Below are 18,047 nucleotides of genomic sequence, written 5' to 3' on the forward strand. Positions count from 1 at the left end.
GGCGCTCGCTCATGCCGGCTCCGAGCGCGCGAGGGCGCGCAGGCGCCCCTTCGCGACCTTGCCCGTGGGCGAGTGCGGCAGGGCGGCCACCACGATGACGCGCGACGGCACCTTGAAGCGCGCCAGCCGCTCGGCCGCGATGGTGCGGACCGCGGCCTCGACCGGGGCCGAGTCGCCCTCGGGGTCGTCGGGGACGACGAAGGCCACCACGGCCTCGCCGGTGCGCTCGTCGGGGACGCCGATCACGGCGACCGCCTCGACACCCGGGGTGTCGACGATCGCCTCCTCGATCTCCGAGGGGTAGACGTTGAAGCCCGAGACGTTGATGGTCTCCTTCAGCCGGTCGACCAGGACGAGGTTGCCCGCGTCGTCGAGCAGACCGATGTCGCCCGTGGCCCACCAGCCCTCCGCGTCGGGGCCGTCCGAGCCGTCGGGCCAGTAGCCGGAGAAGAGGTTGGCACCCCGGGCGTAGATCTGGGCCGGGTCGCCGGGTGCGGCCGGCTGGCCCAGGAAGTCGCGCAGCGCGATCTCGACACCCGGGAGCGGGCGCCCGACCGAGCCACCGGGCGGCAGCTGGCCCGGCTCACGGCCGTCGCCGATGGTCATGGTGAGCACGGGCGAGGTCTCGGTGAGGCCGTAGCCCTGCTCGACCGGCTGGCCGGCGAGGACGTGGAACGCCTCGGCGAGCTCGGGGTCGAGCGCCGAGGCACCGGAGACGACCAGCCGGACGCCGGCGAACGCCTCGGCAAGCCCCTCCAGCCCGACGAGGGCCTGGATCACCTGCGGCGCGACGGGCAGGTTGGTGACGCCGTGGTCGACGATGTCGCCCAGCAGCGCGCCGGGGTGGAACTCCTCGACGAGCACAGCGGTGGCGCCGACCCGGACCGAGAGCGACAGCACGCAGTTCAGGCCGTAGATGTGGAACATCGGCAGCAGGCCGAGCACGACGTCGTCGGGCGTGATGACGGGCGGCGAGTCGACCCGGAGCAGCTGGTCGAGGTCGGCCGCGAGCGCGCGGTGCGTGAGCATGACGCCGCGCGGCAGGCCCGTGGCACCGGAGGTGAACAGGACGACCGCGAGCGACTCGGGGTCGCGCGGGGCGATCGGCTCCAGCTCGACCGCCTGCTCGAGCAGCGCCCCGAAGCGCAGCTCCCCCGCCTCGGGGGCGGCGCGGTGGACGACGATGAGCGAGTCGCCCGTCTCGGCCTGGCGCACCTGCGTGATCGACTGGGCATCGCCGACGACGATCTTCGGCGAGCATGCCTCGACCATCCGCGAGATCTCGCGCGGGGTGGCGCGCGGGTTGATCGGCACGGCCACGAGGCCGCCGCGGAGCACGCCGTAGTAGGCCACGGCGAGGTCGATGCCGTTGGACATGACGAGGGCGACCCGCTGTCCGGCGAGGACATTGCGTCCGAGGAGGGTCTGGGCGACACGATCGGCCCATTCGTCGAACTCGGCCCACGTCACGCGACGGTCGCTCCGGGGCTCGATCAGGGCGATGCCCTCGGGGTCACGACGCGCGGTCTCGCGCAGATCGTCACTCACGTTGACGGTCATGGCGTCGAGTCAACCACACCTCGCCGTCCGGCAACGCCGTTACAGTGACGCCATGTCCCCGCGACGACCGCACGACGCCCCGCGCAATCTGCAGTCGCGCTCGATCCTGGCCGGCCAGGCGGCGGCCGCCGCCGCCGAGGTGGAGCAGGCTCTCGCCCAGCCCGCCGACCCCACCGCCGCCGCGTTCTTCGACGTGGACAACACGATCATGCAGGGCGCGTCGATCTTCCTGCTCGCCCGCGGCCTGCACCGCCGCGAGTTCTTCACCACGCGCGACATCGCCCGTGCGGCCTGGCAGCAGGCGTACTTCAAGTACGTCGGCGTCGAGGACCCCGAGCACATCGAGCAGGCCCGCAACGCCGCGCTCCAGTTCATCGCCGGCCACGAGGTCAGCGAGTTGGAGGAGATCGGCGAGGAGGTCTTCGACGAGTACATGGCCGCCAAGATCTGGCCCGGCACCAGAGCGATGGCCCAGTGGCACCTCGACCGCGGGCAGCGGGTCTGGCTGATGACGGCGGCGCCGGTGGAGATCGCGCAGGTCATCGCCCGCCGGCTGGGCCTGACCGGCGGCCTGGGCACCGTGGCCGAGCACGTCGACGGCGTCTACACCGGACGGCTCGTCGGCGACATGCTGCACGGAGAGGGCAAGGCGATCGCGGTGCGCGCCCTGGCGGAGTCCGAGGGCCTCGACCTCGAGCGCTGCTACGCCTACTCCGACTCCTCGAACGACATCCCGATGCTGTCCCTCGTCGGGCACCCGTGCGCGGTGAACCCCGACGGAGCCCTGCACTCGCACGCCAAGGCCAACGGGTGGCTCGTGCGCGACTACCGCACCGGGCGCAAGGTGGTCGCCGCCGGCGCGAAGGCCGGCGCCGCGGCGGCCCTGGCCACCACCGCTTGGCTGCTCACCCGGTTGGCCGTCCGGCGCCTGCGTCGTTCCTAGTCGGCGTCGAGCGGCGGCTGGCGGCGCTCGGGCGGGGCGCCGAGGCGGTCGTAGTCCTCGTCGGAGAGCGGCGGCAGCTCGCCCTCGGCCTCGGGCGACAGCGCGGGCAGCAGCATCGCGAGGTAGCGGCGGCGCACCGTCTCCGTGGCGACCGGCGAGTTGAGGCCCAGCACGATCATCCGCAGCAGCCAGTAGAGGTCGACCGGCTCGAGGTCGCGGCGCAGGACCCCCCTGAGCTGGCCGCGTCGCAGCAGGTCGACGAACGGCTCGGCGAGCACCTCGAGCGCCTCGTCGGTGACCTGGCTCGCGCCCACCTCGCTCAGCACGGGCGCGTAGCGGCCGATCACCTCGACGAAGTGCGTGGCCACGTCGAGCAGGTCGGCGTCCTCCTCCTCGGCGCCGTCGACGAGCGGCAGCAGCTCCTCGGCGAAGATCCGCGCGAACACGGCGCTCTCCAGGGCGGCGCGGTTGGGGAAGTGCCGGTAGACCGTGGCGACGCCGACGCCCGCCTCGGTCGCGATCTTCTCCATCGAGGGTGCGGCGTCCTCGATCCAGAGGCGCTGGACCGCGACGACGATGCGCTCGGCGTTGGCCCGCGAGTCACGTCGTGACACAGGTCTCCTCCCCTCCCCTCGCTTCGTTCCACGGCCCATCCTACGATGTGAGAGACATCTATCACTTCGTGAGGAACACCTGTGTCGACTCTCCTGTACCGGTGGGGCAAGTCCGCCTTCGCCCACCCGTTCCGCTTCCTCGGCGCCTGGCTCGTCCTGCTCGTCGTCATCGTCGGGTCGATCGCGGTCAACGCGCCGAAGCTCAGCAGCGAGGTGACGATCAACGGCGTCCCCGCCCAGGAGGTGCTCGAGCAGCTCGAGCGCGAGATGCCGGCCGCCGCGGGCGGCGCGGGCCAGATCGTCTACCGCGCCCCGGAGGGCACCACCTTCTTCGACGAGGCGTCCGCCGCTCCCCTGGCCCAGTCGATGCAGGGGATCTACGAGGACGACAACGTCGTGAACCCGCTCGACCTCGCCGGCTCCGAGCAGGCCCAGGCCGCGGCGCAGGAGCAGATGGCCGCCCAGGTCCAGGCCGCCGAGCAGGCCGTCGCGGCCGCGCAGGCCGGCCAGGACCTCGACCAGCCCGTGCCGCTCGTGGTCGGCGGCGAGCTCGTTCCCGGCGTGACCATCTCGCCCGACGGCACCGTCGCCATGGCGCAGTTCCAGTTCACGAAGCAGACGATCGACCTCCCTGCCGGAGCCATCGAGGAGGTGCTCGACCACGCCGAGGCGCCCCTGGAGGGCACCGACGTGGAGGTCCTGCCCGGAGCCTCGCTGCAGGAGCTGCCCGAGGTGGCCGGCGCGGGCGAGGCCGTCGGCATCGTCGTCGCGGCCGTCGTGCTCTTCCTCGTCCTGGGCTCCGTCGTGGCCGCCGGACTGCCGCTCGCGACCGCGCTGCTCGGCGTCGGCGTGGGCGTCGGCGGCGCCTACGCGCTGGGCCACTTCTACGACCTCGGCTCGATGAGCGTCGTGCTGGGCCTCATGCTCGGCCTGGCCGTGGGCATCGACTACGCCCTCTTCATCGTCAACCGCCAGCGCCGGCTCATCATGCGTGAGCGGCTGTCCGCCCACGAGGCCACCGGTCGTGCTGTCGGCACCGCCGGCAGTGCGGTGTTCTTCGCCGGCACCACCGTCGTGATCGCCCTCGCGGCTCTCACGGTCATCGGCATCAGCCTCCTGACGACGATGGCGATCATCGCCGCCGCCACCGTGGCCGTGGCCGTCCTCGTGGCGCTCACCGCCCTGCCCGCCCTGCTGGGGCTGGTGAACGAGCGGATCGTGTCGAACAAGGCCCGCGAGAAGTTCCAGGAGCGCGAGGCCGCCGGCGTCGACCACGCCACCGCGCGCCGCTGGGCGACCTTCCTGTCCAAGCACCGCTTCCTCGCCTCGGGCGCCGTCATCCTGACGACCCTCGTCATTGCGATCCCGGCGCTCGACATGCGCCTGGGCCTGCCGTCGAGCGAGAACTACAACTCCGGCACCGACCAGCGCGAGAGCTACGAGACGGTCAGCGAGGCGTTCGGTGAGGGCCTCAACGGCCCGCTGCTCGTGGTCCTGTCGTCGCGCGACGACCAGCCCGTCGACCAGCAGGCCGCGGGCGCCGTCCTGGCCGAACTCGGCCAGCTCGATGACGTCGCCTCGGCCACCGCCGCCGGCATGAGCGAGGACGGCCGCACCGTGCTCGTCTCGCTGATCCCCCGCGAGGGCCCGACCGATCCGTCCACCGAGGACCTCGTGCACTCGCTGCGCGACGCGTCGACCGATGTCGAGGCGACGTACGACATCGACCTCGGCGTCACCGGCCAGACCGCCATGGGCATCGACATCGCCGAGAAGATGGGCGAGGTCATGCCGATCTACCTCGGCATCGTCGTCCTGCTGTCGCTCATCGTCCTGACGATCGTGTTCCGCTCGATCATCGTGCCGCTCAAGGCCACGGCGGGCTTCCTGCTGACGATCCTGGCCACCCTCGGCGCCACCACCGCCGTGTTCCAGTGGGGCTGGCTGAACGGCCTCTTCGGGCTCGACTCGACCGGTCCGGTGATGGCGATGCTGCCGATCCTGGTGACGGGCATCGCCTACGGCCTGGCGATGGACTACCAGGTGTTCCTGGTGTCGTCGATGCGCGAGTCGTGGGTCCACGGCCACAGCGGCCGCGAGTCGGTGATCGACGGGTTCAGCCACTCCAGCCGTGTCGTGGTGGCCGCGGCGGTGATCATGACGGCCGTGTTCGCCGGCTTCATCTTCAACGGCGACCCGATGATCAAGCAGATCGGCTTCGCCCTGGCGGTCGCGATCGCGATCGACGCGTTCCTCGTGCGCATGACGCTCGTGCCCGCACTGATGGCGATGTTCGGCGACCGCGCCTGGCGCCTGCCGGCCTGGCTCGACCGGCTGCTCCCCGACCTGGACATCGAGGGCGACCAGCTGCTCAAGCGCCTCGGCGCGAAGGAGTCCTGACCAGCGCGCGAAAAAAAACTCCGGGGGCGTGTAACGCCGGTGCGCTCCCGTGACATGTGAGAGGTGTCAGCAGTCTCCGGGCTGCCCATCATCTGAGGAGATCACATGAAGAACAGCGCACGCATCGGCGCGCTCGCCGCCGGCCTCGCCCTCTCGCTTGGCCCTCTGACGGCTCCCGCGCACGCCGACGCTCCGACCAAGGAGCCCTGCGCGACCCAGACCACCCAGGTCGCCCGAGCCGAGGCGCAGCTGGCGAAGGTGAACGCCGTGTTCGCCAAGAAGCAGGCGAAGGTCAAGAAGGCCAAGAAGGCCGTCGTCCAGGCCGACACCCGCGCCGAGAAGCGTCAGGCCGTGAAGAAGCTCAAGGTGGCCAAGGCGAGTCGCACCAAGGTCGTCAAGGTCAAGAAGGCCCAGGTGCAGCGCGTCGCCCACGCCAAGGCGCGCCTCGCCAAGTGCCTGGCGAGCCAGCCCGCCTCCTGATCGTCCCCCCGGGACTCGCCCTCGTCTGCGTGGGCGTGCAGTTGTCGGCCCGCCCCAATCCCCCGGGGCGGGCCGGCTTTTTCTCCGTCGGTGCGGGTTCAGACCCCGGGCGCCCCGTCCGGGATCGACTCGAGGGAGGCCCGCACCGACGGTCGGCGCTCCAGCCGGCGCAGGCCGCGGTGCCGCGCCACGCGGAGCGCGACCGCACTGACGCCCAGCACCTCGGCGGCCGTGTGCGGATCCATGCCGAGCCCGTCCACGAGACCCACCGCCGCGCGCTCGCGGGGCGGCAGGCCGGCCAGGACGGCCCGGAGCCACTCCTGGTGGGCGACGTCGGGACCGTGGTCGGGGACCGGCTCCAGCGCCAGCTCCTCCCCCTCGCTCGGACGGGTGTTGCGACGCTGCCACGTACGGCGCGAGGTGGCGCTGATCCGGCGCGCGATGCCGAAGATCCAGCCGCCGAAGTCGGACGACGTCCCCTCGAACTCCGCGATCTTGCTCGCCGCGACGAACCACGCCTCGGCCGCCACGTCCTCGGGAGCGGCCGCGGAGTCGCCGGTGGGCCGCAGGCGCAGCCAGGCGACCAGCCGGCCGGCGTGCTCGACGTAGAGGGCGCGCCACGCCTCCTGCTCGCCGCGCTTGGCCGCCAAGACGAGGGCGTCGTCAGTCATCGCCGGCCCCCGGCTTCTTGTCCTGCGGGTCCGCGGGTGCCGGCTTCCTCCCGGTGCGCTCGCCCGCCTGGCTGCCGTCCTGCTCCTGCACCGAGGTGTCGTCACCGCGGCCCTTCTTCTCCTGCCCGCCGTGCTGGCCGTTCTCGCCCTTGTCCTCGCTGCGGGTCTCGCCCTGACCCTGGTCCTTCTCGCGACCCGGAGCCGGGTCCTTGCTCTGGTCCTTGCCCTGCTCCGCGCCCTGGTCCTTGCCCTGCTCCGCGCCCTGGTCCTTGTACTTCACCGGCGCGTCGGCCGCCGGGGAGTCGGCCCCGCGTCCGGCCTCGTCGTCGCGCGCGGGTGAGCCCGTCTCGCGACCCGAGGGCGCTCCGGGATCGACGGCACCGCCGCTGGACCCCTCACCACGGTCGGCGTCGCCGGCCGGGGCGCCACCCTGCTCGCCCTGCGGTGCTGGCGGGTCGGGCGTCACGACGGCCTCGCGCAGCGGCGACGGCGGCAGCCCGGGAACCTCGATCGCACCGACCGCCCACGCTCCACCCACGGAGACGGCACTGATGCCGAGGAACGCCGCGACCGCGACGGCGACGCGGTGCCGTCGGCGCGGAGCCGCGACCGTGACGCCGCTCGTGCGGGCCGCGGCGGCCAGCCGGTGGACGAGGTCGTCCGACGGCTCGAGCGTCGGGGTGTCGAGCAGCAGGTCCGGGCGTCGCGACATGGGCGTGCTCCTGGGGCGGATCAGACGAAGGGATTGCCGCGCTCGACCAGCAGCGTGTACAGCGTCTGCTGGATCGTCTCGCGGACCTGGTCGGTGACGTTGAACAGGAGCATCGGGTCGTCGGCCGACTCCGGCGGGTAGGCGTCGGTGCGGACCGGCTCGCCGAACTCGATGATCCACTTGCTGGGCAGCGGGATCAGGCCGAGCGGACCGAACAGCGGGAAGAACGGCGTGATGGGGATGTACGGCAGACCGAGCAGCCGGGCGAGCGACGGGATGTTGCCGATCAGCGGGTAGATCTCCTCGGCACCGACGATCGACACGGGGATGATCGGCACCTGCGCGCGCATCGCGGACGAGACGAAGCCGCCGCGGCCGAAGCGCTGCAACTTGTAGCGCTCACTGAACGGCTTGCCGACGCCCTTGAAGCCCTCGGGCCACACCGCGGCGAGCTCCCCGGAGGTCAGCAGGCGCTCGGCGTCCTCGGCGCACGCGAGGGTGGCGCCCATCTTGCGCGCGATCTGGCCCACGTAGGGCAGCCGGAACACGAGGTCGGCGCCGAGCGGGCGGATCGGCCGGCCGGTGTGCTTGCGCACGGCGTAGCCGGTGATCAGGCCGTCGACGGGCACGGTGCCGGAGTGGTTCGCCACCAGCAGCGCGCCACCGTCGGTGGGGATGTTCTCCACGCCGCGCACCTCGAGGCGGAACCAGCTCTCGGCCAGCGGCTCGACGAGGTTCGAGAGCAGGTCGAGCACCTCGGGGTCGAGGCCGAACTCGTCCACCTCGTAGCCGCCCGAGAGACGCCGGCGCAGGTTGCCGACGATGTCGACGACCTTCACCTGCCAGTCGGTGCCCATGAGCCGGCGGGCGCCCTCAGCGAAGGCCGCCGCCACGTCCTCGGGATCGATGTCGGCGGTGGCCTCGCGGGGCGGCTCCTGGCGGGGCGGCTCGTCCTCGGGCACGGCATGCAGGTGACGCTCACGCTGGGGACCGGGCGCGGTCTCCTCGGGCGCCGCCGTGGGCTGCTGCGGCGCCTCGGGGCGCTTCTTCGCCGCGGGCGCCTTCCTGGTGGTCTTCTTCGTCGCCTTCTTCGCCGGGGCGGTGGCGGCGGCCTCCTTGGCGGCGGCGGAGGTGGCCGCCTCGGCCTGCGCGGCCGAGGTGGGCTTCGTGCCCGAGCCGGACTTCTTCGCTGCGGCCTTCTTGGCGGGGGCCTTCGGAGTCGCCTTCTTGGCGGCGGGCCCGGCGAGCGTGCGCGCGGCTCGCGAGGGCGACGTCGAGCCGTTGCCGCGACCAGCGCGCCCCGACGTCCCGATGCCCTTGAGGTCGTCCTTCATCCCGTGATCCCCCATGAGTGCAGCAGACCCGGGCGCGCCGCCTCGGCGTACCACTCGAAGGTCTCGCGCGTCGTGTGCCGGGGACTGTAGCCGAAGATCTCGCGCAGGGCGGTGGTGTCCAGCACCCGGCCGTACGTCAGCAGGCGGTGGACGCCCGGCGACACGTCCGAGCCCATGTAGTGCACCATCCGGCGCAGCACCGAGCCGAAGCCCAGGGGCGGCAGCGGGATCGTGGGCTTGCCCATGATCCGGGCGGCCTGGGTGAGCATGAGGATGCCGTCGCCCGCGACGTTGAAGGTGCCGGGCCGGTCGGACAGCGCGGCCATCGAGATGACCTCGAGCGCGTCCTGGGGGTGCAGCAGCTGCAACCGGGCGTCGAAGCCCATGGGGACCGGGAGCACGGGATTGGCGAAGTACGACCCCAGCACGGTCGGGAAGTGCGGCGACAGCCACTGCGCCATGCGCAGCGTGGTGACGGTGACGTCGGGACGACGGCGCGCGAAACCGCGCGTGTAGCCCTCGACCTCGACGATGTCCTTGGCGAAACCGGACTTCGTGCCGCCGCGTGCCGTGGCGGACTCGGTGAACACCGCGGGATCACGCGGCGACGCGCCGTACACGGCAGCACTGCTGGCGAGTACGACGCGCTGGACGGTGTCGGAACGCTGGCAGGCGGCGAGCACCTGCATCGTGCCGATGACGTTGATCTCCTTGGTGGCACTGCCGCCCCCGCGCGATCGCATCGGCGCCAGGTCCATGTGGACCACGGTGTCGACGTCCTCGACGGCAAGAACCTTGGAGATGACCGGCGTGCGGATGTCCGCACGCACGAATTTGACTGACCCGAGATCGTCGGTGGGCAGGGTCGTGTCGACTGCGACGACCCTGGCATCACCAGCTTCAGCGATGCGCCTCGCAGCGAGTGCCACGCCCGGCGTGGCCGCGCCCGTGACGAGGACGACCCCGGCCATCGGTCACTTGCCCAGACGGCGGCGCTGCACGCGTGTGCGCTTCAGCATCTTGCGGTGCTTCTTCTTCGACATCCGCTTGCGGCGCTTCTTGATGACAGAACCCACGACTCACCTCGATCTGATCTTTCACACAGGACAGACCAACCCTAGGCGATCGCACCCCGCCTGCACACAGCGGTGGGCAGGGGAACGTCAGCGACCGTCGGTCCGCCCCCCGCGGACCTCGGGCCGGATCAGCCGGCTTGGTAGAACGACTTCTGCAGCAGCTCCTCGACCGCGTGCTCAGGCACACGGAAGGAACGGCCGACACGCACGGCTTCGAGCTCGCCGGAATGCACGAGCCGGTACACCGTCATCTTCGAGACACGGATCTGGTCCGCGACCTCGGCAACGGTCATGAAGCGGGTTCCCTCAGACATCTCACACCATCCTCCCAGGGGCACGCGCGCTCTCCGGCTTCCCCACCGGAGAGTGAGCGCGCGTGCTTGGTGTGAAGACTAGTGGCAGAAGGGTCACCTGGGAACGAAAAATTTGAAACTCATGGCCTCTTGGCGTACCGTCCGCGCTCGACCCGCTCCTTGTGTACCGCGACCGTACCCCCAAACCCGCAGTTGCGCCGGGGATTTCGGTCAGTACGAGGGATCGAGGCCGATCAGGGGAAAAGTCTCGGTCCGGGTGGCCTGGATCGATCGGTCGAGCCACGAGGCCGGGTCGTACCCGTCCTCCCAGCGCCGGTAGAGCGCTCGCCGGCCGTCGGTCATCCGGGTGGGCGCGGGCTGGCCGCGCAGCTCCTCCACGGCCCGCCGCCACGCCTCGGGCGTCTCGGTCTCGGGCGGGAGCGGATGACCGCTGACGATCGACAGCAGGTGGCCCCACGCGCGCGGCACGACGTCGACGACGGCGTAGCCGCCCCCGCCGGTGGCGAGCCACTTGCCCGCGGTGACCTCCTCGGCCAGGTCGCGCACCGCCAGGTAGGACGCACGTTGCCCGTCGACGCTCAGCATGAGGTTGGTCAGCGGGTCGTCCATGTGCGAGTCGCAGCCGTGCTGGCTGACGATCACCTCGGGCGCGAACTCGCGGACGATCGGCGGCACCACCGCGTGGAACGCGCGGAGCCAGCCGGCGTCGGAGGTTCCGGGCGGCAGCGGGACGTTGACCGCCGAGCCCTCGGCTCCCTCGGCGCCGACCTCGGTGGAGTAGCCGGTGCCCGGGAACAGGGTCTGCGGCGACTCGTGCAACGAGATCGTCAGCACCCGGGGGTCGTGGTAGAAGATCGCCTGCACGCCGTCGCCGTGGTGGGCGTCGACGTCGATGTAGACGATCTTCCGGGCCCCGTGGTCGAGCATCCACTGGATGCCCATCGCGACGTCGTTGTAGACGCAGAATCCGCTCGCGCGGCCGGGCATCGCGTGGTGCAGGCCACCGCTGACGTTGATCGCTCGCTTGCGCTCGCCGGTCCAGACCAGGCGCGCGGCCTCCAGGCTCGCTCCGGCGATCAGGGCGCTGGCGTCGTGCATCCCGCGGAAGACCGGGTTGTCCTCGGTGCCCAGGCCGTGGGCGGCGTCGGTGTGCGTCGGATGCTTGCTCAGGTTGATCACGCGCTCGACGTAGTCGGGCGTGTGGACGCTGAGCAGCTCGCGCTCGGTGGCGGGCCGGGCACCCACGACGTCGAGGTCCTCCAGCACCCCCAGCTCCTCGGCGAGCGCCATGGTCAGCTTGACCCGGATCGGCGCCATCGGGTGCGAAGGCCCGAAGTCGTAGTCGGTGAGGTGCTCGTCGAACACCACCGCGGCGCGATCGTCCATGCCCGTCACCCTAGTTCCGCGGACCGGGCGATCGCGGCGAGAACGCCGGCTCGGATCCCCTCGCCCACCCCGTGCTGGTCGAACGTGGTGATCGCGGCGTGCGTGGTGCCGTTCGGCGACGTCACCCGACGGCGCAGCTCCTCGGGCGACTCGTCCGAGCCGGCCAGCAGCTCGGCTGCGCCGGCGAGGGTCTGCACCGTGAGGGTGCGCGCGTCCTCGGGGTCGAGTCCGCCCTCGATGCCGGCGGCGATCATGTGCTCGGCGAGGTGGAACAGGTAGGCCGGTCCCGACCCGGAGACCGCGGTGACCGCGTCCTGGTGGGACTCGTCGACCACGACGACCTCGCCACCGGAGTCGAGCAGGTCGACCACGGCCTCGAGCCGGTCGGCGGGCACCCGGCTGCCGGGTGAGACGCCGAACATCCCGCGCCCGATGACGGCCGGCGTGTTCGGCATCGCGCGGACGACGGCGACGGTGTCGGGCAGGGCTGCCTCGATCGTGGCGGTGCGCACCCCGGCGGCGAGCGAGACCAAGGTGGCCCCGGCGTCGACCGAGGCGGCGATCCCCGGGAGCACCGTGGCGACGTCCTGGGGCTTCACGACGAGCAGGATCACGTCGGCCCCGGCGACCGCGGCGACGTCCTCGGCGGTGGCGTGCCCGAGGGCCTCCAGCTCGGCCCGGCGCTCGGCGCTGCGCTCGATCACGACGATGTCGTCGTGCCCGGCGCGCGTCGTCGCCTCGGCCAGCGTGCCACCCATGACCCCGCCACCGACGACCGCGATCCTCATGGGTCCGAGGGTAGTTCCCTGCGGGCGCGTCCCGGCTTCGGCCCTGCCCTCAGGCGTGACGGGCGTCTCTCACGCGTCGATCCCCAGGACGGCGAGCGCCTCCTCGACGGACGCGACGATCGTGAACAGCTCCTCGTCGCGGGGACCGGTGAAGCCCTCGGCCGCGCCGTGCGAGACGATCTCGCGCAGCGGTCCGTAGTAGCCGGCGGTGTCGACCACGACGATCGGCTTGTCGTGGAAGCCCAGCTGGCGCCACGTGAGGATCTCGAAGAACTCCTCGTACGTGCCGAGCCCGCCCGGCAGGACGACGAACGCGTCCGACAGCTGGTGCATCAGCGCCTTGCGCTCGTGCATCGTCTCCACCACGTGCATGTCGGGATCGCCGCGGTGCCCGCCCTCGCGCTCGAGCAGCGACTGGGGGATGACGCCGACGACGCGGCCGCCACGTTCACGGGCCGCGCGGGAGGCGGCCCCCATGATGCCGATCCCGCCGCCGCCGAACACCAGGTCGACTCCGGCGCGGGCCAGTGCGGCACCGAGCTGCTCCCCGGCGGCGAGGTACTCAGGGCGGGCTCCGTCGCGCGCTCCGCAGAAGACGCAGACGGCGCCGATGGTGGTCTCACTCATGGAAGTCACGGTGCCAGTGTGGAACGAACCGACGGCGACCGGACGGCGACCCCCGGGCGACGGCGTGCCGAAGCGGCCTATCGTGGCCCGGTGCGCATCGACCCGTTCGTGCTGATGATCCTGGGCCTGGCCGGCCTCGGGATCGCCCTTCCCGCGCAGGGTGTCGTGCTCGACGTGGTGTCCGTGCTGGTCCAGGTGGGCATCGTCGCGCTGTTCTTCCTCTACGGGGCGCGGCTGTCGACCGCCGAGGTGGTGCACGGCCTGACCGCGTGGCGCGTGCACGCCGTGATCGTGGCGGTCACGTTCGTGGTCTTCCCGCTGATGGGCCTGGCCCTGTCCCCGCTGGCGCCGGCCGTGATCTCGCAGCAGCTGCTCGCCGCGCTCGTGTTCGTGTGCCTCGTCCCCTCCACGGTGCAGTCGTCCGTGGCCTTCACGTCGATTGCCGGCGGCGACCGCGCGATCGCCGTGGTCGCGGCCTCGACGTCGAGCCTGCTCGGGGTCTTCCTCACGCCGTTGCTGGTGGCACTGGTCCTCGGGGGCGACGTCACGGTGGACGCCGAGGCCGTCCTGCGGATCGTCGGCCTGCTGCTCGTGCCGTTCCTCGCCGGGCAGGTCGCACGGCGGTGGCTGCGGCCGTGGCTCGTGCGCCACGAGACGGGACTGCGACGCTTCGACCGGTCGACCGTGCTGCTCGTGGTCTACGCCGGCTTCAGCCGGGGCACGAACGCCGACGTGTGGAGCGTGCTCGACTGGGGAGACGGCGCCGTGGTGGGCGCCGTCTGCGTCGGGCTGCTGGCCGTCTCGTCGGTGCTCTGCTGGCTGGCCGGGCGCCGGTTCGGCCGCGGCGCCGGGATCGCGATCTACTTCTGCGGGACCAACAAGTCGCTCGCGGCGGGCCTGCCGATGGCCAGCGTGCTGTTCTCCGCAGCCACGTTCCCGCTGATGATCCTGCCGCTCATGGTCTACCACCAGCTCCAACTGGTCGTCGGCTCGCTCATCGCCACCAGACTGTCGGGGCACGGCCCTAGCGTGGGCCCATGACTGTCACTCCAGCGATGATCACGTGCGACACGACCGACGCCACGGCGTTGGCCACCTGGTGGGCCGAGCAGACCGGCGGCACCATCACCGAGGAGAACGACGGCTGGTACGTCATCGTCTCCGTGCCCGACAGCCCCACGCTGGCCTTCCAGAAGGTGGAGGACCCCACGCCGGGCAAGAACCGCCTGCACCTCGACGTGCTCGCCGACGACCTCGACGCCGAGGTCGCTCGGCTGCGCGAGGCCGGTGCCGGCCTGGTCGCCGAGCGCGGCGACGAGAGCTTCCGGTGGGTCACGCTCACCGACCCGGCCGGCAACGAGTTCTGCGTCGCCCAGCGGTCCTGACCCGGCTCAGACGGGCGTGGGCGCCAGGTGCAGCCGCGCGTAGGCCAGCGCCTCCAGCAGGTCCGCGTCGCGGTCGGCGGCCTTGCGCGTGTTGACCTCCACCACGACGTGACCGGTGAAGCCCCGGTCGGCGAGGTGGCCCAGCAGCTTGTCGCACCCCTGCGTGCCGCGGCCGGGGATGAGGTGCTCGTCCTTCATCGACCCGGATCCGTCGGCGAGGTGGATGTGCGCCAGCCGGTCGCCCAGGTCGTCGATGAGCTGCATGGAGTCGATCCGCGAGGTGGCGCTGTGCGAGAAGTCCACCGTGACGTTCTCGTACTCGAAGGGCACCGGGTCCCACCCGGGCGCGTAGGCCTGGAACTCCCGCTTGCCCGAGCGCCACGGGTACATGTTCTCCACCGCGAACGCCACGTCGTACTCGTCCTCGAGCCGGGTGATCCCCTCGACGAAGCCGCGGGCGTACTCGCGCTGCCAGCGGAAGGGCGGGTGCACCACCACGGTGTCGGCGCCGACGTCGAGCGCCATCTCGGCGCTGCGGTGCAGCTTGCCCCACGGGTCGGTGCCCCACACGCGCTGGGTCACCAGCAGGCAGGGCGCGTGGATCGAGACCACGGGGATGTCGTGCGACGACGCCAGGGCCTTGATCGCGGTGGTGTCGGCGCTGACCTCGTCGAGGCCCACCATCACCTCGACCCCGTCGTAGCCCAGCCGCGCCGCGGTCGCGAAGCCGGCTGCCGTGCCCTCGGGGTAGACCGACGACGTGGACAGCGAGACCATCGGGTCGCTCGAGCGCGTGCTCACGACTCCCAGCCTAGAGCGGTGCTGGTCACATGTGGTCCAGGTACTCGATCAGCACACCCTCGCGCAGGGCCCACGGACAGATGAGCAGCTCCTCCAGCCCGAAGAGCTCCATCGTCGCCTCGGCCACCACGGCGCCCGCTCGCATCTGGTGCGCGCGCAGGGCGGACACGCCGGGCATCGCGGCGATCTGCTCGTCGGACGCGACCCGCAGCTCCTGGCCCAGCTCGACGAGGTCGCGGTGCTTCAGGGTGCGACGCACGTAGGGGCCGTCGCCCGACGGGGCAGCACCGCACATCCGCGCCAGCGAGCGGAACGTCTTGCTGGTCGCGACCGCCTGGTCGAAGGGCCCGCCGCGCAGCAGCGGGCCGGCGACGGCACCGATCTCGCGTCGCACCTCACGGCGCAGGTCGTCGTGGTCGAGGCCTCGGTCGAGCCACTCGCGGGTGAGTCGGCCGGCTCCGAGGGGAAGCGAAGTCGCGGTGTCGGGCGTCTCGTCCGACCCGACCGCGAGCTCGAGCGAGCCGCCGCCGATGTCGAACACGCCCAGCCGGCCCGACGACCAGCCGAACCAGCGGCGCACCGCGAGGAACGTCAGCCGCGCCTCGTCGTCACCGGGGAGGATCTGCAGCTGGATGCCGCTGGCCTCGGCGACGCGGGCGATGACCTCGTCGGCGTTGCCCGCCTCGCGCACCGCCGAGGTGGCGAAGGCCAGCACGCGCTCGGCGCCCTTGTCCTCGGCCTGCGAGCCCGCCTCGACCACGTACTTGGCGAGCCGGTCGATGCCCTCGCGGGTGAGGTGACCGTCGGTGTCGAGGTTCTCCGCGAGCCGCAGCGGCTCGCTGAAGGAGTGGGCCGGCACCGGCGGTCCGCCCCGGAAGGCGTCGACGATGAGCAGGTGCCCGGTGTTGGAACCGATGTCGAGAACGCCGATGCGCATGGGCTCAGTCTGACATCGAGGCGACCGCCTGCGCAGCGGTCCACCGCGGCTCGAACACCCCGGTGCGGGCGATCTCGCGATAGAGGACCGGCGCCAGCGTCGCCGAGTAGGTCGCCGAGACGTGGTTGTAGTCGCGGTAGACGTTGACCCCGCCGATCACGGCCGGGCACCGGCCGTCGGCGCAGAAGAGGGGCCTGGTGTCGATGAAGTGGGCGCCCTCGAGCTGCTCCGCCGCCGGCTCGAAGGGATCGAACTCCGGGACGAGGTCCTCGACCGGGACGTCGCACCTCGACCACTCGCGCGAGTCGAGCTCGGTCAGGCAGTCCAGGGTGTCCTCCTCGAGCCGCGGGTTGTCGCGCAGCGCCACGACCGGCACGCCCGCCTCGACCACCGGCTTCCAGGCCTCCACGTGGCTGGCCACCTGGCGGGCGTCCGGGCCCTTCATCCGGCCGTTGTACGCGGTGGTGACGACGACGTCGTAGTCCTGGACGTGGTCGACCAGCCATTCCGCCAGCCGCCCGCGCCACACGTCGCACCGCGGGCCACGCTCGGTGTCCCTGCGGTCCAGGACCGGCAGGGTGCTCCACCCGCAGCTGGCCTTCGTCGCGGCGTCGACCTCGATCACGCCGCGCTCATCGAGGCGGCGGAAGGCGCCCAGCAGCACGCGGGCGTGGGAGTCGCCCAGCACGAGCACGCGGGGCACATCGGGGTCCGGGCTCGCGTCCTCCCCCAGCTGGCAGACGTCGAGATCGGCGTCGCTCGGGTCCGACCAGCAGTCGAGGTAGGACTCGAAGTCCCACCGGGCCCGGTTCAGGGGCGGACGGATGACGCCGTCGAGCTCAGGGTTGGCGCAGTCACGACCGTCGCTCACCGCCGCCATCGTCATCGCACCGAGGCAGTCGGGCAGGTCGGCCGTCATCACGGTCTCGACGCGGGCGACGTCGCTCTCGATCGCCTCGACCCGGCCCAGGCCCGGCACGGTGACCAGGAAGGCGGCCAGGACCGAGGCGGCCGCGACGCCGACCCAGACCCCGCCGCGATCGACGAGCGCGCGCACGGCGGCGATCAGGCCCACCGTGGCGACGGCGACGGCACCCACCATCAGGAGCAGCAAGGCACGGTCGCGCAGGCCGAGCTCGCGTCCGATCACCTCGGGCGCGAGCCGCAGCGCGGGGCCCGCCCAGCACAGACCGGCCCAGGCGACGGCGCCGAACCAGGCGGCCAGCCGCGGGCCGAGCAGGACCGCGGGCGAGCCCGGGGCGGGCCCGCTCAGCACCAGGATGAGGCCGACCACGGCGCCCGTGACGGTGTCCAGCACCCCGCCCGTTCCGAGAACGGCGACGCCCGCCACGGCCAGCGTCGTGAGCCAGGCGATGACCGCGAGCTCCCGCCGCCCGGCCGCCTCGGGCCGCCGGGCCATCGCCAGGGACACCAGGACGCCGAGTCCGACCGGCCAGAACCTCGCCCCGAGATGCCCCGCCGGGTCGAACGCCCACCAGGCGAACGAAGCGACCGACAGCGCGAGCACGATGAGGCCGAGTCCGCTCGCGAGCCGGCCAGCGACCCAGCGCAGCACCAGGACGAGCGCGGCCGACTGCACCAGCAGCGCGACGATCCAGAAGAGGGAGACGGGCGACTCGGCGGCGACTCCGCGGACGTTGGTGGCCGCGACGGCTGCGTCGCGGACCTCGTCCAGCACGGGGTCCCACGCACGGACGTCGACCCAGCGCTGCACCGCGAGCCCGGTGGCGACAAGGACGAGCAGTGGCGGCACGAGGAGCCGCAGTCCGGCTCCCAGGGCGGGCCCGAGCGGGCGGCCACGCTCCACCAGCAGCGTGTGCCCCAGCAGCGCGCCGGCGGCGACCAGCAGGATCTCGGTGGCCGCACCCGCGCCGGGCAGGCGGCCGGGCCAGTACAGGCCGAGCACGACGAGCGCCGACGCGGCGCCCGCGATCGTGCACCACGCCGTGGTGGGTCGTCCCCCGGTCATCACGTTCGTCAACCCTACGTGGCGCCGCC

General features: G+C 72.2%; 19 protein-coding genes. 5 read left to right on the plus strand and 14 right to left on the minus strand.

Going from position 1 to position 18,047, the window contains the following annotated elements; genetic code table 11:
* Nucleotides 1-9: 9 nt before the first annotated feature.
* Nucleotides 10-1,560, minus strand: coding sequence for a class I adenylate-forming enzyme family protein (locus B2363_RS10965; protein WP_286930141.1), 1,551 nt, complete (start codon nt 1,558-1,560; stop codon nt 10-12).
* Nucleotides 1,561-1,612: 52 nt separating this feature from the next.
* Here B2363_RS10965 and B2363_RS10970 point away from each other — a divergent pair, with 52 nt between their 5' ends.
* Nucleotides 1,613-2,503 (plus strand): HAD family hydrolase, encoded by an 891-nt coding sequence (locus B2363_RS10970; protein WP_286930143.1) that lies wholly within the window; start codon nt 1,613-1,615, stop codon nt 2,501-2,503.
* Here B2363_RS10970 and B2363_RS10975 read toward each other — a convergent pair.
* Nucleotides 2,500-3,117, minus strand: a complete 618-nt coding sequence (locus B2363_RS10975; protein WP_286930145.1) for a TetR/AcrR family transcriptional regulator — start codon at nt 3,115-3,117, stop codon at nt 2,500-2,502. The two genes, B2363_RS10970 and B2363_RS10975, sit on opposite strands and share 4 nt — an antisense overlap.
* Before the next feature lie 81 nt (nt 3,118-3,198).
* Between B2363_RS10975 and B2363_RS10980 the strand changes: the two genes are divergently transcribed.
* Together B2363_RS10980 and B2363_RS10985 are read left to right on the plus strand one after the other, a co-directional pair.
* The gene (locus B2363_RS10980; protein ID WP_286930147.1) at nt 3,199-5,517 is read left to right on the plus strand and encodes an MMPL family transporter; all 2,319 of its coding nucleotides are present in this window, start codon (nt 3,199-3,201) and stop codon (nt 5,515-5,517) included.
* Nucleotides 5,518-5,622: 105 nt separating this feature from the next.
* Nucleotides 5,623-5,997 carry a hypothetical protein gene (locus B2363_RS10985; protein ID WP_286930150.1) on the plus strand — a complete coding sequence of 125 codons (375 nt, stop codon included), beginning with the start codon at nt 5,623-5,625 and terminating at the stop codon, nt 5,995-5,997.
* Nucleotides 5,998-6,095: 98 nt separating this feature from the next.
* On the opposite strand, the gene B2363_RS10990 is transcribed toward B2363_RS10985, so the two are convergent.
* The 9 genes from B2363_RS10990 to B2363_RS11030 form a co-directional block, all read right to left on the minus strand.
* Entirely contained in the window at nt 6,096-6,668 is a 573-nt protein-coding gene (locus B2363_RS10990) for an RNA polymerase sigma factor (RefSeq protein WP_286930152.1), read from the minus strand.
* Complete coding sequence (locus B2363_RS10995; RefSeq protein WP_286930154.1) at nt 6,661-7,380, minus strand: hypothetical protein; 720 nt, start codon at nt 7,378-7,380, stop codon at nt 6,661-6,663. Before B2363_RS10995 ends, B2363_RS10990 begins: the two co-directional genes overlap by 8 nt.
* Nucleotides 7,381-7,400: 20 nt before the next feature.
* On the minus strand, nt 7,401-8,714 hold the full coding sequence (locus B2363_RS11000) for a lysophospholipid acyltransferase family protein (RefSeq protein ID WP_286930156.1): 1,314 nt from the start codon (nt 8,712-8,714) through the stop codon (nt 7,401-7,403).
* The gene (locus B2363_RS11005; RefSeq protein ID WP_286930158.1) at nt 8,711-9,685 is read right to left on the minus strand and encodes an NAD-dependent epimerase/dehydratase family protein; all 975 of its coding nucleotides are present in this window, start codon (nt 9,683-9,685) and stop codon (nt 8,711-8,713) included. Before B2363_RS11005 ends, B2363_RS11000 begins: the two co-directional genes overlap by 4 nt.
* A 3-nt stretch (nt 9,686-9,688) precedes the next feature.
* Complete coding sequence (locus B2363_RS11010) at nt 9,689-9,790, minus strand: 30S ribosomal protein bS22 (RefSeq protein ID WP_019143756.1); 102 nt, start codon at nt 9,788-9,790, stop codon at nt 9,689-9,691.
* A gap of 128 nt (nt 9,791-9,918) precedes the next feature.
* The gene (locus tag B2363_RS11015) at nt 9,919-10,104 is read right to left on the minus strand and encodes a helix-turn-helix domain-containing protein (RefSeq protein WP_078699209.1); all 186 of its coding nucleotides are present in this window, start codon (nt 10,102-10,104) and stop codon (nt 9,919-9,921) included.
* A gap of 210 nt (nt 10,105-10,314) precedes the next feature.
* Nucleotides 10,315-11,490 carry an acetoin utilization protein AcuC gene (locus B2363_RS11020; RefSeq protein WP_286930167.1) on the minus strand — a complete coding sequence of 392 codons (1,176 nt, stop codon included), beginning with the start codon at nt 11,488-11,490 and terminating at the stop codon, nt 10,315-10,317.
* A 5-nt stretch (nt 11,491-11,495) separates the two neighbouring features.
* Nucleotides 11,496-12,278, minus strand: coding sequence for a pyrroline-5-carboxylate reductase (gene proC, locus B2363_RS11025; protein ID WP_286930170.1), 783 nt, complete (start codon nt 12,276-12,278; stop codon nt 11,496-11,498).
* 69 nt (nt 12,279-12,347) lie between these two features.
* Complete coding sequence (locus B2363_RS11030) at nt 12,348-12,905, minus strand: TIGR00730 family Rossman fold protein (RefSeq protein WP_286930172.1); 558 nt, start codon at nt 12,903-12,905, stop codon at nt 12,348-12,350.
* A gap of 90 nt (nt 12,906-12,995) precedes the next feature.
* Here B2363_RS11030 and B2363_RS11035 point away from each other — a divergent pair, with 90 nt between their 5' ends.
* Nucleotides 12,996-13,946 (plus strand): bile acid:sodium symporter family protein, encoded by a 951-nt coding sequence (locus B2363_RS11035; RefSeq protein WP_286930174.1) that lies wholly within the window; start codon nt 12,996-12,998, stop codon nt 13,944-13,946.
* Entirely contained in the window at nt 13,943-14,290 is a 348-nt protein-coding gene (locus B2363_RS11040) for a VOC family protein (RefSeq protein ID WP_286930177.1), read from the plus strand. The genes B2363_RS11035 and B2363_RS11040 overlap by 4 nt, the downstream gene beginning before the upstream one ends.
* 6 nt (nt 14,291-14,296) lie before the next feature.
* On the opposite strand, the gene B2363_RS11045 is transcribed toward B2363_RS11040, so the two are convergent.
* Genes B2363_RS11045 through B2363_RS11055 form a run of 3 tightly spaced genes read right to left on the minus strand, consistent with a single transcriptional unit; the run spans nt 14,297 to nt 18,018 of the window.
* The gene (locus B2363_RS11045; protein ID WP_376785959.1) at nt 14,297-15,091 is read right to left on the minus strand and encodes a sugar phosphate isomerase/epimerase family protein; all 795 of its coding nucleotides are present in this window, start codon (nt 15,089-15,091) and stop codon (nt 14,297-14,299) included.
* A gap of 25 nt (nt 15,092-15,116) precedes the next feature.
* Nucleotides 15,117-16,028, minus strand: a complete 912-nt coding sequence (locus B2363_RS11050; protein ID WP_181754268.1) for a Ppx/GppA phosphatase family protein — start codon at nt 16,026-16,028, stop codon at nt 15,117-15,119.
* Nucleotides 16,029-16,032: 4 nt separating this feature from the next.
* Nucleotides 16,033-18,018: an SGNH hydrolase domain-containing protein gene (locus B2363_RS11055; RefSeq protein WP_286930180.1), complete on the minus strand. Its 1,986-nt coding sequence runs from the start codon at nt 18,016-18,018 to the stop codon at nt 16,033-16,035.
* Nucleotides 18,019-18,047: the final 29 nt, after the last annotated feature.

Origin of the sequence: Aeromicrobium sp. UBA7512 (genome assembly GCF_002476985.1) — a bacterium.
Lineage (GTDB): Bacteria > Actinomycetota > Actinomycetes > Propionibacteriales > Nocardioidaceae > Aeromicrobium > Aeromicrobium phoceense.